Source organism: Microbacterium galbum (assembly GCF_032464915.1).
Lineage (GTDB): Bacteria > Actinomycetota > Actinomycetes > Actinomycetales > Microbacteriaceae > Microbacterium > Microbacterium galbum.
Genome location: NZ_JAWDIS010000001.1, coordinates 1,488,918 through 1,506,433, shown reverse-complemented (window position 1 = coordinate 1,506,433; position 17,516 = coordinate 1,488,918). Strand labels below are relative to the sequence as shown.

19 protein-coding genes are annotated in these 17,516 nt (G+C 70.2%); 6 read left to right on the top strand and 13 right to left on the bottom strand.

What is annotated here, in order from left to right; translation table 11 throughout:
- Window positions 1–2: 2 nt before the first annotated feature.
- The 8 genes from RWH45_RS07085 to rpsF form a co-directional block, all read right to left on the bottom strand.
- Window positions 3–869: an ABC transporter substrate-binding protein gene (locus tag RWH45_RS07085; protein ID WP_315994171.1), complete on the bottom strand. Its 867-nt coding sequence runs from the start codon at window positions 867–869 to the stop codon at window positions 3–5.
- A 223-nt stretch (window positions 870–1,092) separates the two neighbouring features.
- Complete coding sequence (locus RWH45_RS07080) at window positions 1,093–1,551, bottom strand: cupin domain-containing protein (RefSeq protein ID WP_315994170.1); 459 nt, start codon at window positions 1,549–1,551, stop codon at window positions 1,093–1,095.
- Complete coding sequence (locus RWH45_RS07075; protein WP_315994169.1) at window positions 1,548–2,837, bottom strand: amidohydrolase family protein; 1,290 nt, start codon at window positions 2,835–2,837, stop codon at window positions 1,548–1,550. The genes RWH45_RS07080 and RWH45_RS07075 overlap by 4 nt, the downstream gene beginning before the upstream one ends.
- A complete protein-coding gene (locus RWH45_RS07070) occupies window positions 2,834–4,210 on the bottom strand; it encodes an adenosylhomocysteinase (protein WP_315994168.1) in 1,377 nt (458 codons plus the stop codon). Before RWH45_RS07070 ends, RWH45_RS07075 begins: the two co-directional genes overlap by 4 nt.
- Window positions 4,211–4,487: 277 nt before the next feature.
- Complete coding sequence (gene rplI / locus RWH45_RS07065) at window positions 4,488–4,940, bottom strand: 50S ribosomal protein L9 (protein ID WP_295839745.1); 453 nt, start codon at window positions 4,938–4,940, stop codon at window positions 4,488–4,490.
- 10 nt (window positions 4,941–4,950) lie between these two features.
- Window positions 4,951–5,205 (bottom strand): 30S ribosomal protein S18, encoded by a 255-nt coding sequence (rpsR, locus tag RWH45_RS07060; protein ID WP_013584646.1) that lies wholly within the window; start codon window positions 5,203–5,205, stop codon window positions 4,951–4,953.
- Between the two features lie 104 nt (window positions 5,206–5,309).
- On the bottom strand, window positions 5,310–5,828 hold the full coding sequence (locus tag RWH45_RS07055) for a single-stranded DNA-binding protein (RefSeq protein WP_076673071.1): 519 nt from the start codon (window positions 5,826–5,828) through the stop codon (window positions 5,310–5,312).
- Between the two features lie 5 nt (window positions 5,829–5,833).
- Window positions 5,834–6,226 carry a 30S ribosomal protein S6 gene (gene rpsF / locus RWH45_RS07050; RefSeq protein ID WP_058622540.1) on the bottom strand — a complete coding sequence of 131 codons (393 nt, stop codon included), beginning with the start codon at window positions 6,224–6,226 and terminating at the stop codon, window positions 5,834–5,836.
- A 188-nt stretch (window positions 6,227–6,414) separates the two neighbouring features.
- Here rpsF and RWH45_RS07045 point away from each other — a divergent pair, with 188 nt between their 5' ends.
- The 6 genes from RWH45_RS07045 (at window position 6,415) to RWH45_RS07020 (ending at window position 10,796) form a co-directional block, all read left to right on the top strand.
- The gene (locus RWH45_RS07045; RefSeq protein WP_315994167.1) at window positions 6,415–7,569 is read left to right on the top strand and encodes a hypothetical protein; all 1,155 of its coding nucleotides are present in this window, start codon (window positions 6,415–6,417) and stop codon (window positions 7,567–7,569) included.
- A 92-nt stretch (window positions 7,570–7,661) separates the two neighbouring features.
- Window positions 7,662–7,952: a WXG100 family type VII secretion target gene (locus tag RWH45_RS07040; RefSeq protein WP_315994166.1), complete on the top strand. Its 291-nt coding sequence runs from the start codon at window positions 7,662–7,664 to the stop codon at window positions 7,950–7,952.
- Window positions 7,949–8,497: a hypothetical protein gene (locus RWH45_RS07035; RefSeq protein ID WP_315994165.1), complete on the top strand. Its 549-nt coding sequence runs from the start codon at window positions 7,949–7,951 to the stop codon at window positions 8,495–8,497. The genes RWH45_RS07040 and RWH45_RS07035 overlap by 4 nt, the downstream gene beginning before the upstream one ends.
- Window positions 8,490–8,813, top strand: a complete 324-nt coding sequence (locus tag RWH45_RS07030; protein ID WP_315994164.1) for a hypothetical protein — start codon at window positions 8,490–8,492, stop codon at window positions 8,811–8,813. The genes RWH45_RS07035 and RWH45_RS07030 overlap by 8 nt, the downstream gene beginning before the upstream one ends.
- Window positions 8,810–9,610, top strand: a complete 801-nt coding sequence (locus RWH45_RS07025) for a hypothetical protein (RefSeq protein WP_315994163.1) — start codon at window positions 8,810–8,812, stop codon at window positions 9,608–9,610. Before RWH45_RS07030 ends, RWH45_RS07025 begins: the two co-directional genes overlap by 4 nt.
- 61 nt (window positions 9,611–9,671) lie before the next feature.
- On the top strand, window positions 9,672–10,796 hold the full coding sequence (locus RWH45_RS07020; RefSeq protein WP_315994162.1) for a hypothetical protein: 1,125 nt from the start codon (window positions 9,672–9,674) through the stop codon (window positions 10,794–10,796).
- Window positions 10,797–11,030: 234 nt separating this feature from the next.
- Here RWH45_RS07020 and RWH45_RS07015 read toward each other — a convergent pair whose 3' ends face one another.
- From RWH45_RS07015 to RWH45_RS06995, 5 genes are all read right to left on the bottom strand, one after another.
- Window positions 11,031–12,722 (bottom strand): dipeptide ABC transporter ATP-binding protein, encoded by a 1,692-nt coding sequence (locus tag RWH45_RS07015; RefSeq protein WP_315994161.1) that lies wholly within the window; start codon window positions 12,720–12,722, stop codon window positions 11,031–11,033.
- Window positions 12,719–13,783: an ABC transporter permease gene (locus tag RWH45_RS07010; protein WP_315994160.1), complete on the bottom strand. Its 1,065-nt coding sequence runs from the start codon at window positions 13,781–13,783 to the stop codon at window positions 12,719–12,721. The genes RWH45_RS07015 and RWH45_RS07010 overlap by 4 nt, the downstream gene beginning before the upstream one ends.
- A gap of 1 nt (window position 13,784) precedes the next feature.
- The gene (locus RWH45_RS07005) at window positions 13,785–14,858 is read right to left on the bottom strand and encodes an ABC transporter permease (RefSeq protein ID WP_315994159.1); all 1,074 of its coding nucleotides are present in this window, start codon (window positions 14,856–14,858) and stop codon (window positions 13,785–13,787) included.
- Window positions 14,859–14,928: 70 nt separating this feature from the next.
- The gene (locus RWH45_RS07000) at window positions 14,929–16,560 is read right to left on the bottom strand and encodes an ABC transporter substrate-binding protein (RefSeq protein WP_315994158.1); all 1,632 of its coding nucleotides are present in this window, start codon (window positions 16,558–16,560) and stop codon (window positions 14,929–14,931) included.
- A 204-nt stretch (window positions 16,561–16,764) separates the two neighbouring features.
- Window positions 16,765–17,514, bottom strand: a complete 750-nt coding sequence (locus RWH45_RS06995; protein WP_315994157.1) for a 3-hydroxybutyrate dehydrogenase — start codon at window positions 17,512–17,514, stop codon at window positions 16,765–16,767.
- Between the last annotated feature and the right edge of the window lie 2 nt (window positions 17,515–17,516).

The window sequence follows — 17,516 nt, the reverse complement described above, 5'->3', positions numbered from 1 at the left end:
TGTTACTTCAGGACGGGAGCGGCGTCGGTGCCCCCGAGCCAGGTCTGCTGCAACTCGTCGAGCGTGCCGTCGGCGCGCAGGGCGTCGACCGCGTCGGTGACGGGCGCCGTCAGAGGCGAGCCCTTGGGCAGCACGAACGCGAGCTCGTCGCCACCGGCCGAGGAGTCGGGCAGCTGACCGACGACCTTGCCGTCGTCGAGCACGGCCCCGGCGAGGTAGAACGCGGTGGGCAGGTCGACCACGATCGCATCGACCTGGCCGGACTGCAGGGCGGCGACGGCGTCGTCGTTGGAGTTGTAGACGCTGAGGTTGGCGGTGCCGAGCTGGTCGGCGGCGACCTGGTAGCTCGTGGTCGCACTCATGACGCCCACGGGCAGCTTCTTCAGCTCGGCCACGGTGGTGGCGGACGCGGCGGGCGAGGTGCCGGTCGTGACGACGGCCTGGGTGGTCGTGTAGTACGGCGACGAGAAGTCGACGGCCTGCTTGCGCTCTTCGGTGATCGAGAACTGCTGCAGGTTGAGGTCCCAGTCCTTGGCGCCGGGGGCGATCGCGCTGTCGAAGGTGCTGCGCACCCACACGACGTCGTCCTTCGAGAAGCCGAGCTGCGTCGCGACGGCGTCGGCGACCGCGGCCTCGAAGCCCTCGCCCGAGGCGGGGTCGTCGTTCTCGACCCACGGCGAGAACGCGGGCTCGCCCGTGGCGATCGTGAGCTTGCCGGCCGTGACGGTCTGCAGCGCTCCCTCGGTGGCGGGTGCGGCGCCGGCGTCGGAGCCGGTGGGGGCGAAGGCGCAGGCGGTCAGCGACACGACGGTGGCCGCGGCCACGGCGGTCAGGGCGGCGGCGCGGCGCAGGCGTGCGAGAGCGGTCACGATGTCTCCTCGTGGACGTATCGGGGTCATCCCCGGAGTGCTGTGATGGTCACAGCGTATCCGGGGCATGTTTCGGGGACGGTCACCCGTGAAATCTGGCGACACGGGGCGTCGCGGGGCCGGCAGGGCTGTTGCGGGTCGAGTGCGGGCTGCCGTGCAGGGCGACGGGGGTGCGGCGGGTCCGGACCCGGCCCCGGGTCACGGCATCCTGCCGACGCGCCCCTTACTCCGCCAGACGCCAATCCTCGAAGCTGAACCCCGGCGACACGAGGCAGCTCACGACGACCTCGGCGTCGCCGGCGGGCCGGGCCGCCTGCCACACGCCCGCGGGCACGGTGTGCTGCAGCACGTGTCCCGCAGCGAGGTCGGGGCCGAGGGTGACCGTCTCCGCCGCGCCCGGCTCGACCCCCGCTCCACCCAGCGAGAGCTCGAGCGCCCCGGGACCGTGCCACAGCCAGACCTCGTCGCTCGTTACGACGTGCCAGGCGCTGCGCTCGTCGGGCCGGAGCAGGTAGTGGATGCAGGTCGCCGCGGGCCGCGGGCCCGCGGGCGTGTCGACGGCGTACGACCCCGTCCACATGCGGCGGAACCACCCGCCCTCGGGGTGCGGCTCGAGGTCGAGCAGCCGTGCGGTCTGCGGACGGTCGTCCTCAGCCCGAGTGGTGTCGGCTCCATCGGTCATGCGGGCACTCCTGTCTCGCGGGTGAAGGTGTCGGTGACGAAGCGCGCCTCGCCGTCGATGAAGGTCGCCGCCGCCGTTCCCGCCCCGGCCACCACGAGGTGTTCGATCGTGGCATCCACCTCCGACACCGGGACGTCGAAGAACGCCAGATCCGCCACGGCGCCGACCGCGAGATACCCGGTGCGGGCGGGGCCGGTGTCGAGGCCCATCGCGTGCGCGCCGCCGAGGGTCGCCGCGCGCAGCAGCAGCTCGGGCAGGTCGCGGTTGACGTACCCCTGCGTTCGCGCGAGCCGGTGCAGTTCGGCGACGTCGGCGAGCAGATCGAGCGAGGGACTGGATGCCAGCGAGTCGGTGCCCACGGCCAGCGCGTTGCCCTCGGTGAGGTAGGCCGCGACCGGCGGCTCGTCGAGGCCGATGACCGCGTTCGAGCGCGGACACAGGGCGACGGTCGTCCCCCGGGCGCGCAGGATGGCCCGGTCGCGCGCCGTCATGTACACCCCGTGCGCGATGTGGCAGTCGGGTCCCAAGACGCCGAGCTCGTCGACGAACTCCGTCGCCCCGGTGCCGAACCCCTCGTCGCGCAGGGCACGGAAGCTCGCGGGACGCTGCTTCTGCCACGGCACCGCCTCGCCGTGCTCGCGCTCGAACGCGGCCTCGCCCAGGTGCAGGTGCAGGCGGCTGCCCCGCTCGCGCACGATGTCGGGGATCTCGAGCAGCGGCTCGACGTCGAGCGAGTACGGCGCGTGCGGAGACAGTCCGGTGCCGGGCGGGGAGGGCAGCGCGTCGAGCCGGGCCTCCACCTCGGCGCGGCCGCGCTCGGCCCAGGCGGCGTTGGTCCAGCTCATCACCTCCCAGTACGTGATGCCGTGCAGCCGCGCGTCGTGCAACGCCGAGGCGGCCTCGACGTCGGTGACGATGTCGGCGACGGCGGTCGTGCCGGCGGCGATCATCTGGAGCGCGCCGGACGCGGCATCCCGAGCCCAGTCGTGACCCGCGCGATACACCGGCGTGAACGCGTCGTCCCAGTCGTCGAAGCCCGCGTACGACCCCCGGCCCACCGCGGCCATGCCGGTGTACTGCAGGTGGGAGTGGGCGTTGACCAGGCCAGGGGTGAGGACCCCCGACCAGTGCACCTCGTCGAAGGAGACGCCGCGCGTGCGCAGTTCGTGGACCACCCACTCGCGGTCGCCCACGTGCCGGATGCGCCCACCCGCCACCGCGATAGCCCCGCCCGGGATCGGCGGTGCGGTGATCGGCAGGACGAGGGATGCCGAATACACCCTCATCGCCCACCCCCGGCGTAGCGCGGCGACCGCCACTCGTCGAGGCCCTCGGGGTCGAGGGGCCGTGGCACGTCGATCTGCGCGCCGCGCACGCGGAGCGCCTCGCGCGCGACGAGGTCGTCGACGTCGGGCCCGAGGGCGTGCACCCCCGACGACGGACGACGCCGCAGCAGCTCGCCGAGGGCCGCGAGCTGCACGCCGAACGAGAGGTCCATGATCTCGATGGGGTTGCCCTCGGCGGCGGTGATGTTGACGGCTCCTCCCCCGCCGAGCACGAGCGCATCGTTCTCGGCCCCCGGCGCGATCTCGCCCGGCACTCCCCCGGCCACGGCGATCACCCGCGCTTTCGCGGCGAGCTCCCCGGTCACCGTGCCGGGCACCCCGGTCGCCGAGACGACCAGTGCGCCGGCCGCCGACTCGCGCGCCGGTCCGGTGGAGAACCCATCGTGCCGCGCCTCGAGCGCCCTCACCGGGTCGGTCTCGGCCACGCGCACCTCGGCGCCCAACGCGCGCAGGTGCGCGGCGACGCCCCGCCCCACGGGGCCGTAGCCCAGCACGAGCGCCGGTTGGTCGGCGAGGCCGATCCCGCGCTCCTCGAGCAGATCGGCGATGGCGAACACGCACGACTGCCCGGTGCCGTAGCGGTTGTCGAACATCGTCTTCGTGCGGGCGTCGTTCACCGCCATGACCGCGGTGCGCAGGATTCCGGCATCCTGCATCCGCCGCAGGGGTGTGAGCCCGCTCGTCGTCTCTTCGCACGCGCCGCTCCACCCCGCGACGAGCGCGGGATCATCCTCGTGAGCGAGGCGGATGAGGTGCGCGCCGTCGTCGATCAGCACGTCGAGTCCCGCGCGGAGGAAGGTGCGGGCGGCGGCCAGCTCGGCGGGTCCGCTCAGCGTCGGGTCGGCCGTGACCGCGAGCCCCTCGGTGCGCAGCGCGTCGGCGACCGCGGGGTCGGTCTCGTCGGGATGCGCGTACACCGACACCTCGGCTCCGCGCTCGCGGAGCAGCAGCGACAGCACGGCGGTCTTCGGCTCGAGCACCATCGCCACCCCCACGCGCAGGCCGGTCAGGTCGAGGCGCTCCGCCATCGCGGCCGACACCGGCATGTGCGCCCGGGCGAAAGAGATCCGGCCGGCGGCATCTCCCCGCTCGGGCAGCGGCGCCCCGTCGAGGCTCACCGTGTCGGCATCCAGGTCGAACTCGACCCGCCCGGGGGCGGGATGCAGACTCGGGATGCCACCGAGCCGCACGAGCAGATCGTGCAGGTCCGCGGAACCGGCGCCCTGCACCACGAACGGGCGCCCGGCGAGCATGAGGTTGGACGCACGCGCGAAGCGCCGGACGATGCGCTCGGGTGCGCGAGGGTCGGTCACGGGGTTCAGCCTAGGGTCACGGGTGCAGGCGTCCGCGCGACGGGGAAGCGACCTCAGCTGCTCGGATAACACCCGGCGCTTCATCACCCGCCGCGGCGGGCGCTGCCTGGAGCGGTTTGGGGCGCATTCTTCCGGTTGGGGCGTGAAATTTCGCGCCCCAACCGGAAGATCGTGCCCCAAACCCCGTCCCCACAGCCCCACACCCCGCCCCCGGACGACGCGGAACGGCCCCGCCCTGCCGAAGCAGGAGCGGGGCCGTTCTCGAGAGTGCAGCGAATTACTTCGCGGCGACCACCTGGAGGGTGATCACGGCGGTGACGTCGTCACGCAGGCGAACGGTCGCCTCGTGCTCGCCGACCGACTTGATCGAGGAGGTGATCTGGATCTTGCGCTTGTCGAGCTCACCGAGACCGGCAGCCTTGACGGCGTCGGCGACGTCGGCGGGCTTGACCGAACCGAACAGGCGTCCCTCGTTGCCGGCCTTGACCGACAGCTTGACGGTGTTCGACTCGAGCGAGTTCTTCAGGGCCACGGCGTCTTCGTGCGCGTGGATCGCGCGGGACTCGCGAGCGGCGCGGATCGACGCGACCTGCTTCTCGCCACCGCGGCTCCAGGCCACGGCGAAGCCCTGCGGGATGAGGTAGTTGCGGGCGTACCCGTTCTTGACCTCGACAACATCACCGGCGCTACCGAGCCCGGTGACCTCATTCGTGAGAATCAGCTTTGCCATCGGGTGCTCCTTAGCGGCCGGCGCCGGCGTAGGGCAGGAGAGCCATCTCGCGCGCGTTCTTGATGGCGCGGGCGATCAGGCGCTGCTCCTGCACGGAGACACCGGTGATACGACGGGCGCGGATCTTGCCGCGCTCCGAGATGAACTTGCGGAGGGTTGCGACGTCCTTGTAATCGATGACGCCGACGCGGATCGCCTTCGCGGGGGCTGCGTTCTTCGCACCCTTCCGCGGCTTGCGGCGGTCGCCAGTGGCCTTGCCAGCCATGCTTCCTTCTTTCGTGTGGTTCGGATGCCGAGGCGGTCACGCGGACCGGGATGCGGCATCCGGAATTTCAGGGGGTCGTCGTGCTCGAGAGAGCGCGGCGAAGATCAGAACGGGGTGTCGTCGCCGTAGGAACCGGGAGTGCTCCACGCGTCAGCGCCGCTGTTGCCGCCGCCGTTGTTCGAACCGGGGGTCGACCACGGCTCGTCGTTCGACTGCTGCACCTGCGCGCGCTGGCCGCCTCCGCCACCCCCGCCGCCACCGGCGGCACGGGTGACCTGGGCGGTCGCGTAGCGGAGCGAGGGGCCGATCTCATCGACTTCGAGTTCGATGGAGGTGCGGTTGTTGCCCTCGCGGTCCTGGTAGGAACGCTGCTTCAGACGACCGGTCGCGATGACACGGCTGCCCTTCGTCAGCGACCCGGCGACGTGCTCGGCGAATTCGCGCCACACCGAGGCGCGCAGGAAGAGCGCCTCGCCGTCCTTCCACTCGTTCGCCTGACGGTCGAACGTGCGGGGGGTCGACGCGATGGTGAAGTTCGCGACCGGGAGCCCGTTCTGCGTGTAGCGCAGCTCGGGGTCGGCCGTGAGGTTACCCACGACGGTGATGACGGTTTCGCCGGCCATCGTCGTTACTTCGCAGCCTTCTCGGCGGACTCGACCTTGCGGGGAGCGGCGGCCTTGCGGGCGGCCTTCTCCTCGGAGCGCTTGGCCTCGGCGGCGACCTGGGCGATCGCTTCTTCGGCGCGCAGGACCTTGGTGCGCATGATCTGCTCGTTCAGCTTCAGCTGACGGTCGAGCTCGTTCGTGGCCTCGCTGGTCGCGACGAAGTTGACGACGGCGTAGATGCCCTCGTTCTTCTTGCGGATCTCGTAGGCGAGACGACGGCGGCCCCAGATGTCGATCTTGTCGATGGTTCCCCCATCGGCCGTGATGACCTTGAGGAATCCGTCGAGCTTCGGAGCGACCTGGCGCTCGTCGACCTCGGGATCGAAGATGACCATGAGTTCGTACTGGTGCGTCACTAACCCACCTCCTTCGGACTAGAACGGCTGACGGGCATTTCCCGGCAGCAGGAGGGTGTGTTGCACGTCACCGCGGGCTCACACGCGCATGGGCGTCGCCGGGCAACCTTCGTAGTCTAACGGATGCCGACTCACCCGGGGAATCGGAGACGGATAGCCTGGACCATCCGACGAGGGCAGGGGGCCGCATGACCGGAATCCGACCGTTCGACGCCCGCGCGCTGACGATGCCGGGCGACACGGCTGCGGCACGCGCCTTCACGGCCCGGCTGCGCACGGAAGGGCGTCTGCCCGCGGCCAACACCGCCGTGGCGATCATCGCGTACGTGTTCGCGTTCGCCCTCGTCGGTGGCGCCGGCCTCTTCCTCGTCGTCCTGCTGGCGATCTTCCGCGCCGCGATCGGCGACGGTGTCGTCGTCCTCGGCCTGGTCTTCGCCATCCCCCTCCTCCTCGGCCTGGGGGCGCTCGTGGCCGCACTGTTCGCCGTCCGCCACGGTCGACGCGCGCAAGAAGATCGACGGTGGCGCATCGCCGGCTTCGCACGCGACGTCGGTATGGAGTACGTGGCGGCGCTCCCCGAGCCCGCCCTCCCGGGCGCGATCTTCCAGATCGGCGGCGACCGCACCGCGTCCGACCTGGTCCGTTCGTCTCACCCGCGCTTCGTCGAGGTGGGCAATCACTCGTACACCGTGAGCAACGGCAAGAACACCACGACCTCGCGGTGGGGATACATCGCGATCCGTCTCGACGTCCCCCTGCCGCACATCGTCCTCGACGCGATGGGCAACGGCGTCCGGCTCGGGCTGTGGGAGCGCGGCCAGCACCTCAGCCTCGAGGGAGATTTCGACCGGTACTTCCGCTTGTACTGCCCGACCGGCTACGAGCGCGACGCGCTCTATCTCTTCACTCCCGACGTCATGGCGCGCTTCATCGACAACGCCGCCGTGCTCGAGGTCGAGATCGTGGACGACTGGCTGTTCCTGTACTCCCCCACCGAGCTCTCCACGCTCGATCCGGCGCGATGGGCGTGGGTGTTCTCGGTGGTGGCGGCCCTGCTCGACAAGTTGGAGCAGTGGGGCCGGTGGCGCGACGACCGCATGGCGGCCGGGGCCGCGGGCCCACCGCTCGCCGCGCGGACGCCTCCCGCATCCACGGTGTGGGGTGCTCCCGACCCCGCCCCCGCGCCACCGACCCTCCCCGCCCCGCCCGTCGGGGTCGCACCCGTGGGCCGCCGGCTACGGCGACGCAGCCCCTGGGTGATCGTGCTGTCGATCGTCGGCGGAACCTTCGCGCTGGGACTGCTCCTCCTGCTCATCCCGTTGGTGTTCTTCCTCGCTCGCTGACCGTGCGGCCGACCACCGCCTCAGATGAGACGGCGATGAGAAAAACGCAAACCCCTTCCTTCCGCCCGACGGCGCTGGGTAGCGTCGGCGGAATGAGTCCACGAATGTCGTTCGATCCGGCGCTCATCTCCGAGACCGCCTCGAACCTCCGCTCCGCCGCGGATGGCATCCAGGCCCACCTCGCGCAGCTCGAGAGTGAGGCGTCACGTCTGCAGTCCGCGTGGAGCGGTGAGGCCATGGAGGCCTACCGCACGGCGCAGCAGAAGTGGACGGCAGGCTTGCGAGCCCTGAACGGGATCGTCGCCGACGCCTCCCGCGCGGGTCAGGCGTCGTCCGATCGGTACGCCGCTGCGCAGTCGACGGTCGAAGGGATCTGGTCGTGAGCACCGACGCCGCGGCATCCCCGGACGCCCTCTCGCTCTTCCGGGCCCAGCAGGAGCGCATCGCGGAGCTGACGCCGAAGTTCGAAGCCGCCGAAGAACGCGTGCGCGAGCTTCTCAGCCCTCTCGCCCCGCCCGCAGACGCACACGCGACGATCCGGATCGATGAGCGTGGTCTCGTCACGGCCGTCACCCTCGAGCGCGCCGAGGGGGCCACACCCGAGTCCGTGACGGCGGCCTTCTCCGATGCCGCCGTCGCTGCTCGACTGAGCGGCCCCCCTCTCCCCCTCGAGGCCGCCGACGCTCTGCTCACCCTGGCCGCCCGCGGCGAGACCGGACCGGTCGTCACGGTCGCCGACGACCTGCACCAGTTCCGCGTCATGGCCCAGTACGGCGCGATCCTCGGCGTCGACGGAACGCCGGCCTGGCTCACGCAGACCCCTGTCGATGTGATCGCCGACGAGGTCCTGCGGATCGGCCGTAAGGCCGCTCTCGCCTCGGACTCGTTCGACCGCTTCTCGGAAAGCGAAGGAGAATCCCGTGGTTGATGTCGATCCCGATGCCCTGCAGTCCGACGCCAATGACCACTGGCAGAAGTGGAGCCTCGAGCTGGCCGCGTGGCGGACCGACCTCGACGGCATGACGTACTCCCCCAGCGACTTCTCGCTGGCCCCGGGCTCGACCGAAGTGCTGTCGAAGTTCCGCACCTCGGTGCAGCTGCTCTCGGACTATCTGCACACCGGGGAGGAGATCTTCGAGGGCTTCGCCCGCGCGCTGCTCACCACCTCGATCGAGTACATGAAGGCCGAGGGCGACGCGCAGTCGGAGATCGACGCCGTCCAGAAGGAATTGGAGGGGCTGTGAGCTACGTCGACCTCACCCGTCAGGTCATCGCCGGACAACTCGACGATGCCGAGGCGAAAGTCCGCGGCGCCATCAGCTCCGCCCCGGCGAGCATCCGTCGTGCGGTGCAGAAATGGGTGGACGAGCAGGCGCACGGCCTCGGCGTCCTCGTTCCCGACGGCCTCGTCGACCAGGTCGCCGACATCATCATCTCCGTCGCCCTCGACGCCCTCGAGCAGTGCCTCGACACGATCGCCGTGCTCCGCGTGTGCAACGCGTACCTCGGCAGCCCCGACCGGCTGCGCAATATGGCGTCGACGATCGGCGACATCTCGGGCTCCGCCGAGAACCTGCAGATCAAGAAGGACCAGCTCGACGGCCTCATGAGCTGGGACGACGGCAAGGCCAGCAAGGTCTACGAGTACGGCATCGACGACCAGGTACGGGCGCTGGGGGTGCTCCCGGGCAAGCTCGGCGGTGTCGCCGGCGTGCTGCGCACCCAGGCCGACGACATCGAGAGCTTCTACCTCAACCTCGCCGGGCTCGTCGGGGGCACCGTCCTGGCCATCGGCGGTGTGGTCACCGCGATCCTGTCGCTGATCGGCGGGGCGCTCTCCTCCCCCACCGGAGTCGGCGCCGTCGTCGGGCTCATCGGCGCCGCGCTGTCCGCGGTCCTGGCGCTGGCCGGTGTCGGCATGGCCGGCATCTCGGCTCTTCAGCTCTTCCTGTCGGCGATGCAGGGGACGTCGAACAAGCTCGACGACCTCCTCTCGTCGATGCCCGCGTGGGACCCGCCCCGCTTCGCCATCGTCCAGTAGCCGCCCCGGGCCCGCGCGGGGGTCGGATGCCGCCCGTTAGGGTCTGACACGGGGGTGCGACATGACAGACGCCACGACGTTCGATCCGACGCCGCTGACCGCGCCGGTCGATCGCAAGGCAGCGCAGGCCTTCACGGCGCAGCTGCGTCGCGAGGGCCGGCTGAGTGGCACCGTGGTGCCGATCATCGTGTTCGCGATCGTCGGTGCGGCATTCCTCTTCATCGCCATCCCGGTCTTCGCCGCCGTCGCATCATCCCTCTTCGACCGGGGCAGCTCCGGGCCGCTGCCGCTGCTGGTCGTCGTCTTCATTCTCATCGTTGCCTCGTTCATCGTCGGCGCGATCGTGCGCGGTTTCGGGGGTGCGGCCGAACGGCGCTACCGACTCGATCGCTTCGCCCGCGTGAACGGGATGACGTGGCATCCGGGGTTCGACGATCCCGAGCTGCCGGGCATGATCTTCGCCCTCGGTCACGACCGCGAATCCCGGGATCTGCTCCGATCCGGCAACCCTCGGTTCGTCGAGGTGGGCAACTACCGGTACGAGACGGGGTCGGGCAAGAGCAAGCAGACGCATCGGTGGGGTTACGTCGCGATACGCCTCGACACCCCGCTTCCCCACATCGTCCTGGATGCCGTGGGCAACAACGGGCTGTTCGGCGCGTCGAACCTGCCGGTCACCTTCGGCCGCGGCCAGAGGTTGAGCCTCGAGGGCGACTTCGACCGGCATTTCGCCCTCTACTGCCCCGAGGGGTACGAGCGCGACGCCCTGTATCTGTTCACGCCCGACGTCATGGCGCGGTTCATCGACAGCGCTGCCGCCCTCGACGTCGAGATCGTCGACGACTGGCTGTTCCTCTACTCCCGCCGCGACCTGTCGACCCTCGACCCCGCGACCTGGCGGTGGTTGCTGACCACGGTCGCGGCGATCGACGAGAAGTTCGCGCAGTGGGCGCGCTGGCGCGACGAACGCCTGGTCGCCGAAAAGCCGTCCACGTCGCACGCGGTCGGCGCCGCGGCATCCGGGGCCCCGGCGCAGGCGCTGCCCCTTCTCACGCCGCCCCCCACCGGGGTCGCGCGGCAGGGCCGACGCCTGCGCCGCGGGTTCTCCTGGGTCACCGGGGTGTTCGTCGTGATCGGCGTCGGCTGGTGGTTGCTGACGGTGTTCGCCGACGTGTTCATCCGGTGAGACGGGCGGCTGCGCGCCCCATCAGGCGCCGGTGAGGCTCGCTTCGTCGCGCCTCCGCACGGGTGTTCGGCGCCGCTGAGGCCCGCTTCGTCGCGCCTTCGCACGGGTGTACGGCGCCGCTGAGGCGCGCTTCGTCGCGCCTTCGCACGGGTGTACGGCGCCGCTGAGGCGCGCGGCGGAGCTCCCGGTCCCGCCGGAGCCCGCGCCCGACGCGCGGACGCGGAAGGACGCGCCTCAGGCCCCCCGCGTGGTGCGCCAGAGCTCGCGGCGCGCCTCCTGCTCGACCGGGTCGGGCACGGGCAGCGACGCCAACAGCCGCTTCGTGTAGTCGTCGCGCGGCTGCGTGAGCACCTGCACCGTCGTGCCCTGCTCGCGGATGACGCCCTGGCGCAGCACGATCACGCGATCGGCCACCTCGTCGACGACGGCGAGGTCGTGACTGATGAACAGGCACGCGAAGCCGAACTCGGCCTGCAGCTGCGCGAACAGCTCTAGCACGCGCGCCTGCACCGACACGTCGAGCGCGGAGGTCGGCTCGTCGGCGATGAGCAGCTTCGGATCCAGCGCGAGGGCGCGAGCCAGCGACGCGCGCTGACGCTGACCGCCCGACAGCTCGTGCGGGTAGCGGTCGCCGAACGCCCGTGGCAGCTGCACCGCGTCGAGCAACTCGTCCACGCGCTGTCGCGCGGCCCGGGCGCCGCCGGCGCGCTTGTGCACGACGAGCGGTTCGGCGATGCACTCCGCGATCGTGAGCAGCGGGTTGAAGCTCGTCGCCGGGTCCTGGAAGACGAACCCGATGTCGGGGCGCGTCTTGGCCAGGTGCCGGGGCTTGGCCCCTCGCATCTCGGTGCCGAGCACCTTGAGCGACCCGCCGACCACCGACGTCAGCCCCACCATCGCGCGACCGATCGTGGTCTTACCCGAACCGGACTCCCCCACGAGGCCCAGCACTTCGCCGGGGCCGATCCAGAAGTCCACGCCCTTCACGGCGACCACACCGGCGGAACCGAAGCGTCCGGGGTAACCGATCTCGACCTTCTCGGCCACGACGAGGCTGCCCTCCGGCGGCGCGGTGGGGGCGGGCGTCTCCAGCGACTGCCGGGAGCTCTTCCCCCGGCCCACGTGCGGCACCGCGGCGAGCAGATCGCGGGTGTATTCCTGCTGCGGGCCGGCGAACAGGTCGCGGACCGGAGCCTGCTCGACGATGTCGCCGCGGTACATCACGATCACGCGGTCCGCGAGGTCGGCGACCACGCCCATGTTGTGCGTGATGAGCACGATCGTCGCCCCGAACTCGTCGCGGCACGTGCGCAGCAGGTCGAGGATCTCTGCCTGAACGGTGACGTCGAGTGCGGTGGTGGGCTCGTCGGCGATGATCAGCCCGGCATCCAGGACCAGGGCCATCGCGATCACGACGCGCTGCTTCTGGCCGCCCGAGAACTGGTGCGGATAGTCGTCGACGCGCTTCTCGGGATCGGGGATGCCGACACGGCGGAGGATGTCGACCGCCTTGGCCTTCGCCTCGGCGTTCGACAGCTTCTCGTGCGCCCGCAGTCCCTCGGCGATCTGCCATCCGACGGTGTACACCGGGTTCAACGCGGTGGAGGGCTCCTGGAACACCATCGCCGCGTCGCGCCCGCGCATCTCGCGCAGCTGCGCCCCGGTGGCGTGGACGATGTCGGTCTCTCCGCCGTCGCGACCGCGCACGATTACGGCGCCCGACAGCGTCGCGGTCTCGGGAAGCAGACCGAGCAGCGTGTTCGCAGTCACGGTCTTGCCCGAGCCCGATTCGCCGACGATCGCGAGCACCTCGCCGGCGCGCGCCTCGAGCGAGATGCCGTTGATGGCGGCGACGGGGGCGCCGTCGGTGGCGAAGGTGACGCGCAGGTCGTCGATGCGGGCGATGGATGCCGCGGTGCCGGTCATGAGGGGCTCCCGTCGGTGGTCGAGGCCGGGGTTCCGGCGGGGGCGGTGGTCGACGCGTCGGCCGGAGCCGCGGACGGGTCGAGGGCCGTGACCGGTGCGGGTGCCCGCCCGGCGCGGCGACGCGTACGCAGGCGCGGGTCGCTGAGGTCGTTCAGGCTCTCGCCGACGAGAGTGATGCCGAGCACGGCGAGCACGATCGCGATGCCCGGCGGGATGGCCGTCCACCAGATGCCGCTCGTGACGTCGCTCACCGAGCGGTTGAGGTCGTAGCCCCACTCGGCGGCGGCGGTGGCCTCGATGCCGAAGCCGAGGAAGCCCAGTCCCGCGAGCGTCAGCAGCGCCTCCGAGGCGTTGAGTGTGACGACGACCGGCAGCGAGCGCGTCGAGTTGCGGAGCACGTGGCGCAGGAGGATGCGCGCGGTCGGCACCCCGATGACGCGGGCCGACTCGACGAACGGCTCCGCCTTGACCCGCACCACCTCGGCACGGATGACGCGGAAGTACTGCGGCACGAACACCACGGTGATCGAGATGGCGGTGGCGAGGATGCCACCCCACAGCGTCGACTGGCCCTTCGTGATCGCGATCGACATCACGATCGCGAGCAGCAGCGACGGGAAGGCGTAGATCGCGTCGCACAGCACCACGAGGATGCGGTCGAGCCAGCCGCCGAAGTAGCCGCCGACCAGGCCGAGGAAGATGCCGAGGAAGATCGAGAACGCGATCGCGCACACGATCACCAGCAGCGCCGTCTGCGCGCCCCAGATCACGCGCGAGAGCACGTCGTAGCCACCGACGGTCGTGCCGAGGAGGTTCATGGCATCCGGCGCCTGCTGCGTGCCGAACTTGACCCCGTCCGCCTCCTGCTGCGCGAAGCCGTAGGGGGCGAGGAGGGGGGCGAAGAGCGCGATGATCACGAACACCGTCGTGATGACCAGGCCCAGCACGAGCATCGTGCGCTGGAGCCCGACGCTGCGACGCAGATGCGAGATGACGGGCAGGCGGTCGCGCAGCGGGACCTTCCGCTCCGACAGGGCCGTGGAGGTCGTGGCATCCGTCATGTCAGTACCTCACTCGCGGGTCGATGATCGCCGCGATGACGTCGACGAGGAAGTTCGTGAAGGCCACCAGCACGGCGATCATGACGACGATGCCCTGCACGGCCACGAAGTCGCGGGCCTTGAGGTACTCGCTCAGCATGAAGCCCAGGCCCTTCCACTCGAAGGTCGTCTCGGTCAGGACGGCGCCCGAGAGCAGCAGGGCGATCTGCAGACCGATGACCGTGATGATCGGGATGAGCGCCGGACGGTACGCGTGCTTGGTGACGAGGCGGTACTCCCCCACGCCGCGGGAACGCGCCGACGTGACGTACTGCGATCCCAACGTGCCGATGACGTTGGTGCGCACCAGCCGCAGGAAGATGCCCGCGGTCAGGATGCCGAGGGCCACACCGGGAAGGATCGCGTGGGTCAGGACGTCGCCCACCGCCGCACCGTCGCCGAGACGGATCGCGTCCAGCAGATAGATGCCGCTCGGGGCATCCAGAGTCGACAGCTTCAATTCGGTGCGGGTGCTGGCACGGCCGGCGACCGGCAGCACGCTCAGCCACACCGCGAAGACGAGCTTGAGCAGAAGACCGACGAAGAAGATGGGGGTCGCGTAGCCGAGGATCGCGCCGATGCGCAGCGTGGCATCCTGCCAGCGGTCGCGGCGGTACGCGGCGATGAGCCCGAACGGGATGCCGATCAGCAGCGCCACGACGAGCGCGTAGATGGCCAGCTCGAGGGTGGCCGAGCCGTACTGCAGCAGGATGCCGATGACCGGACGGTTGTCGGTGATCGTGGTGCCGAAATCGCCCCGCAGCACGCCCCAGATGTACTCGAAGTACTGCTGGTAGAGGGGGCGGTCGTAGCCGGCGGCGGCAATGCGTTCCGCGAGCTGCTCGGGAGGGAGGCGCCCGCCGAGAGCGGCCGTGATCGGGTCGCCGGTGACCCGCATGAGCAGGAACACGACGGTCACGAGGATGAAGACCGTGGGGATGATCAGGACGAGTCGGACGAGGATGTAGCGCCAGAGTCCGCCGCCTTTGGGGGCGGCGGGCGCGGCGATGACGGGGGCGTCGACGGCGGTGGCCATGAGGACCTAACTGGGGGACGGAAAGCGGCGGGCACCCGGTCCGCCGAGGGACCGGGCACCCGCCGATCGATTACTTGTGCAGCGGGGCGTAGCGGAACTTGAAGGAACCGTCGAGGACGGCGCCCTCCACGCTGGAGCCCACGACCGCGACCTGCTTGCCCTGGAGCAGCGGCAGCGTCGAGAGGTCGGCGGCCACCTTGTCCTGGATCTCGCCGAGCTGCTGCTCGCGCGTGGTCTTGTCGGTCTGCGTCGCCTCCTCGACGAGGAGCTTCTGGACCTCGGCGTTGTCGTAGTGGTTGCCGAGGAAGTTGTCCGCCGAGAAGAACGGGGTCAGGTAGTTGTCGGCATCCGAGTAGTCCGGGAACCAGCCGAGCTGGTACGCGGGGTACACGTCGGCCGTGCGGTCCTTGGAGTACTGCACCCACTCGGTCTGCGCGAGGTTGACGGTGAACAGACCGTCCTCCTCGAGCTGCGCTTTCACCGCGGCGTACTCGTCGCCCGACGAGGGGCCGTAGTGGTCGCCGTTGTACTGCAGGTTCAGCGTGACGGGCGTCGAGACCCCGGCGGCCTCGAGCGTGGCCTTCGCCTTCGCCGCGTCGGGCATGCCGCTGCCGTCGCCGTACAGACCCTTCAGGGCCTCGTTGGCGCCCGCGACACCCTGCGGCACGTACGAGTACAGCGGCGAGTAGGTGTCCTTGTAGACGTCGGTCGCGATGGCCTGACGGTCGATGAGGTCGGCCGCCGCCTGACGCACGGCGAGGGACTTGGCCGCATCGGCCTCGGGCGTGGTGGCACCGAAGGGCATCGTGTCGAAGTTGAAGACGATGTAGCGGATCTCTCCACCGGGGCCGTCGACGATCTTGACCGCGTCGTTCGACGACAGGTCGGCGATGTCCGTCGCGCTCAGGCTGCGGAACGCGACGTCGATCGCTCCGGACTGCACGTCGAGCTTGAGGTTGGAGGCGTCGGCGTAGTACTTCGCCGAGATGCCGCCGTTCTCGGGCTTCGGCAGCGAGCCCTGGTAGTCGGCGTACGGCGCGTACGAGATGAGCTCGTTCTGCTTGTACGACTCGATCGTGTACTGCCCCGCGAAGGGCTTGGCCTCGACGATGGTGTCGTCGGGGGTGACCGCATCGGCCGAGAAGACCTCTTCGTCGACGATGGGCGCTGCCGGGCTCGACAGGATCTGCGGCCAGATCTGGTCGTTGCCGTTCTTCAGGGTGAAGACGACGGTGGTGTCGTCGGGCGTCTCGACGCTGTCGAGGTTGCCGAGCAACGAGGACGGGCCGTTGGGGTCGGCGATCGTCACCTGACGGTCGAACGAGAACTTCACGTCCGACGAGGTGAGGTCGTGGCCGTTCGCGAACTTCAGGCCCGACTTCAGCTTCACGGTGTACTCGGTCGGCGAGGTGAACTCCGCCGACTCGGCGATGTCGGGCGTGACGTCCGAGGTGCCGTACTGGCTGTTGAGCAGGAAGGGGTAGACCTGGTTCATCACGGCGAACGAGCCGTTGTCGTACGAGCCGGCCGGGTCGATCGAGCTGATCTTGTCGGTCGTGCCGACCACGAGCGGGTCGCCCGAGCCGCTGTCGGAGCCGTTGTCTCCCCCGCCGGCGGAGCAGCCGGCCAGGACGATTGCCGAGGCGCCGAGAGCGCCGAGGGCGAGACCGAGACGGCCTCGACCGCTGGTGTGCAGTGTCATTGCGTTACCTCTGCTGTGAAGTGTCGATCGCGACAAATGCCGCCATCCTTCGGACATCATTGTCCTCGGCGGGCTGGTCACCAATTGCTCCGAGGTTTTTTTACATTACCGAAACCCACGGGAGAATTCGGATTTCTTCTTGCGCGATCTCCCGGACCCCCGAATATCTCCGCGCGGGAGCGCTCCCGACACGGCCGCCGCCGCTCAGTGCGCCGACCAGCCCCCGTCCATCACGTAGCTCGTCCCGGTGACCATCGCGGCATCCGGTCCCGCGAGCCAGAGGGCGAGGGAGGCGACCTCGGCCGGCTCGACGAGCCGTTTGACCGCGGCGTCCTTCAGCAGCACCGTCTCGAGCACCTCGGACTCCGGGATGCCGTGCGACCGCGCCTGGTCTGCCAACTGCTTCTCCACGAGCGGCGAACGCACGTATCCGGGGTCGATGCACACGCTCGTCACGCCGCGGGCACCGCCCTCCAGTGCGGTCGTCTTGGACAGCCCCTCGAGGCCGTGCTTGGCGGCGACGTACGCCGATTTATATGCCGAAGCGCGTATACCGTGGACGCTCGACACGTTGAGCACTCGTCCGTATCCGCGCTCGTACATGGCGGGGAGCGCCGCGCGGATCAGCAGGAACGGCGCCTCCAGCATGAGTCGCAGCATGAAGGAGAACTTCTCCGGAGCGAAGTCCTCGATGGGACTGACGTGCTGGATGCCGGCATTGTTCACGAGGATGTCGACGTCGAGCTCCAGATCGGCCAACGCCGCCGTGTCCGACAGGTCGACCCCCCAGGCGCGGCCGCCGATCTCGTCGGCGAGGGCCTTCGCCCCCTCGACGTGGAGATCGGCGACCGTCACCTCGGCGCCTGCTTCGGCGAACGCCCGCGCGATCGCCGCCCCGATGCCGCCGGCACCACCGGTGACGAGGGCGCGGCGTCCGCTGAGGTCGATGGTCATGG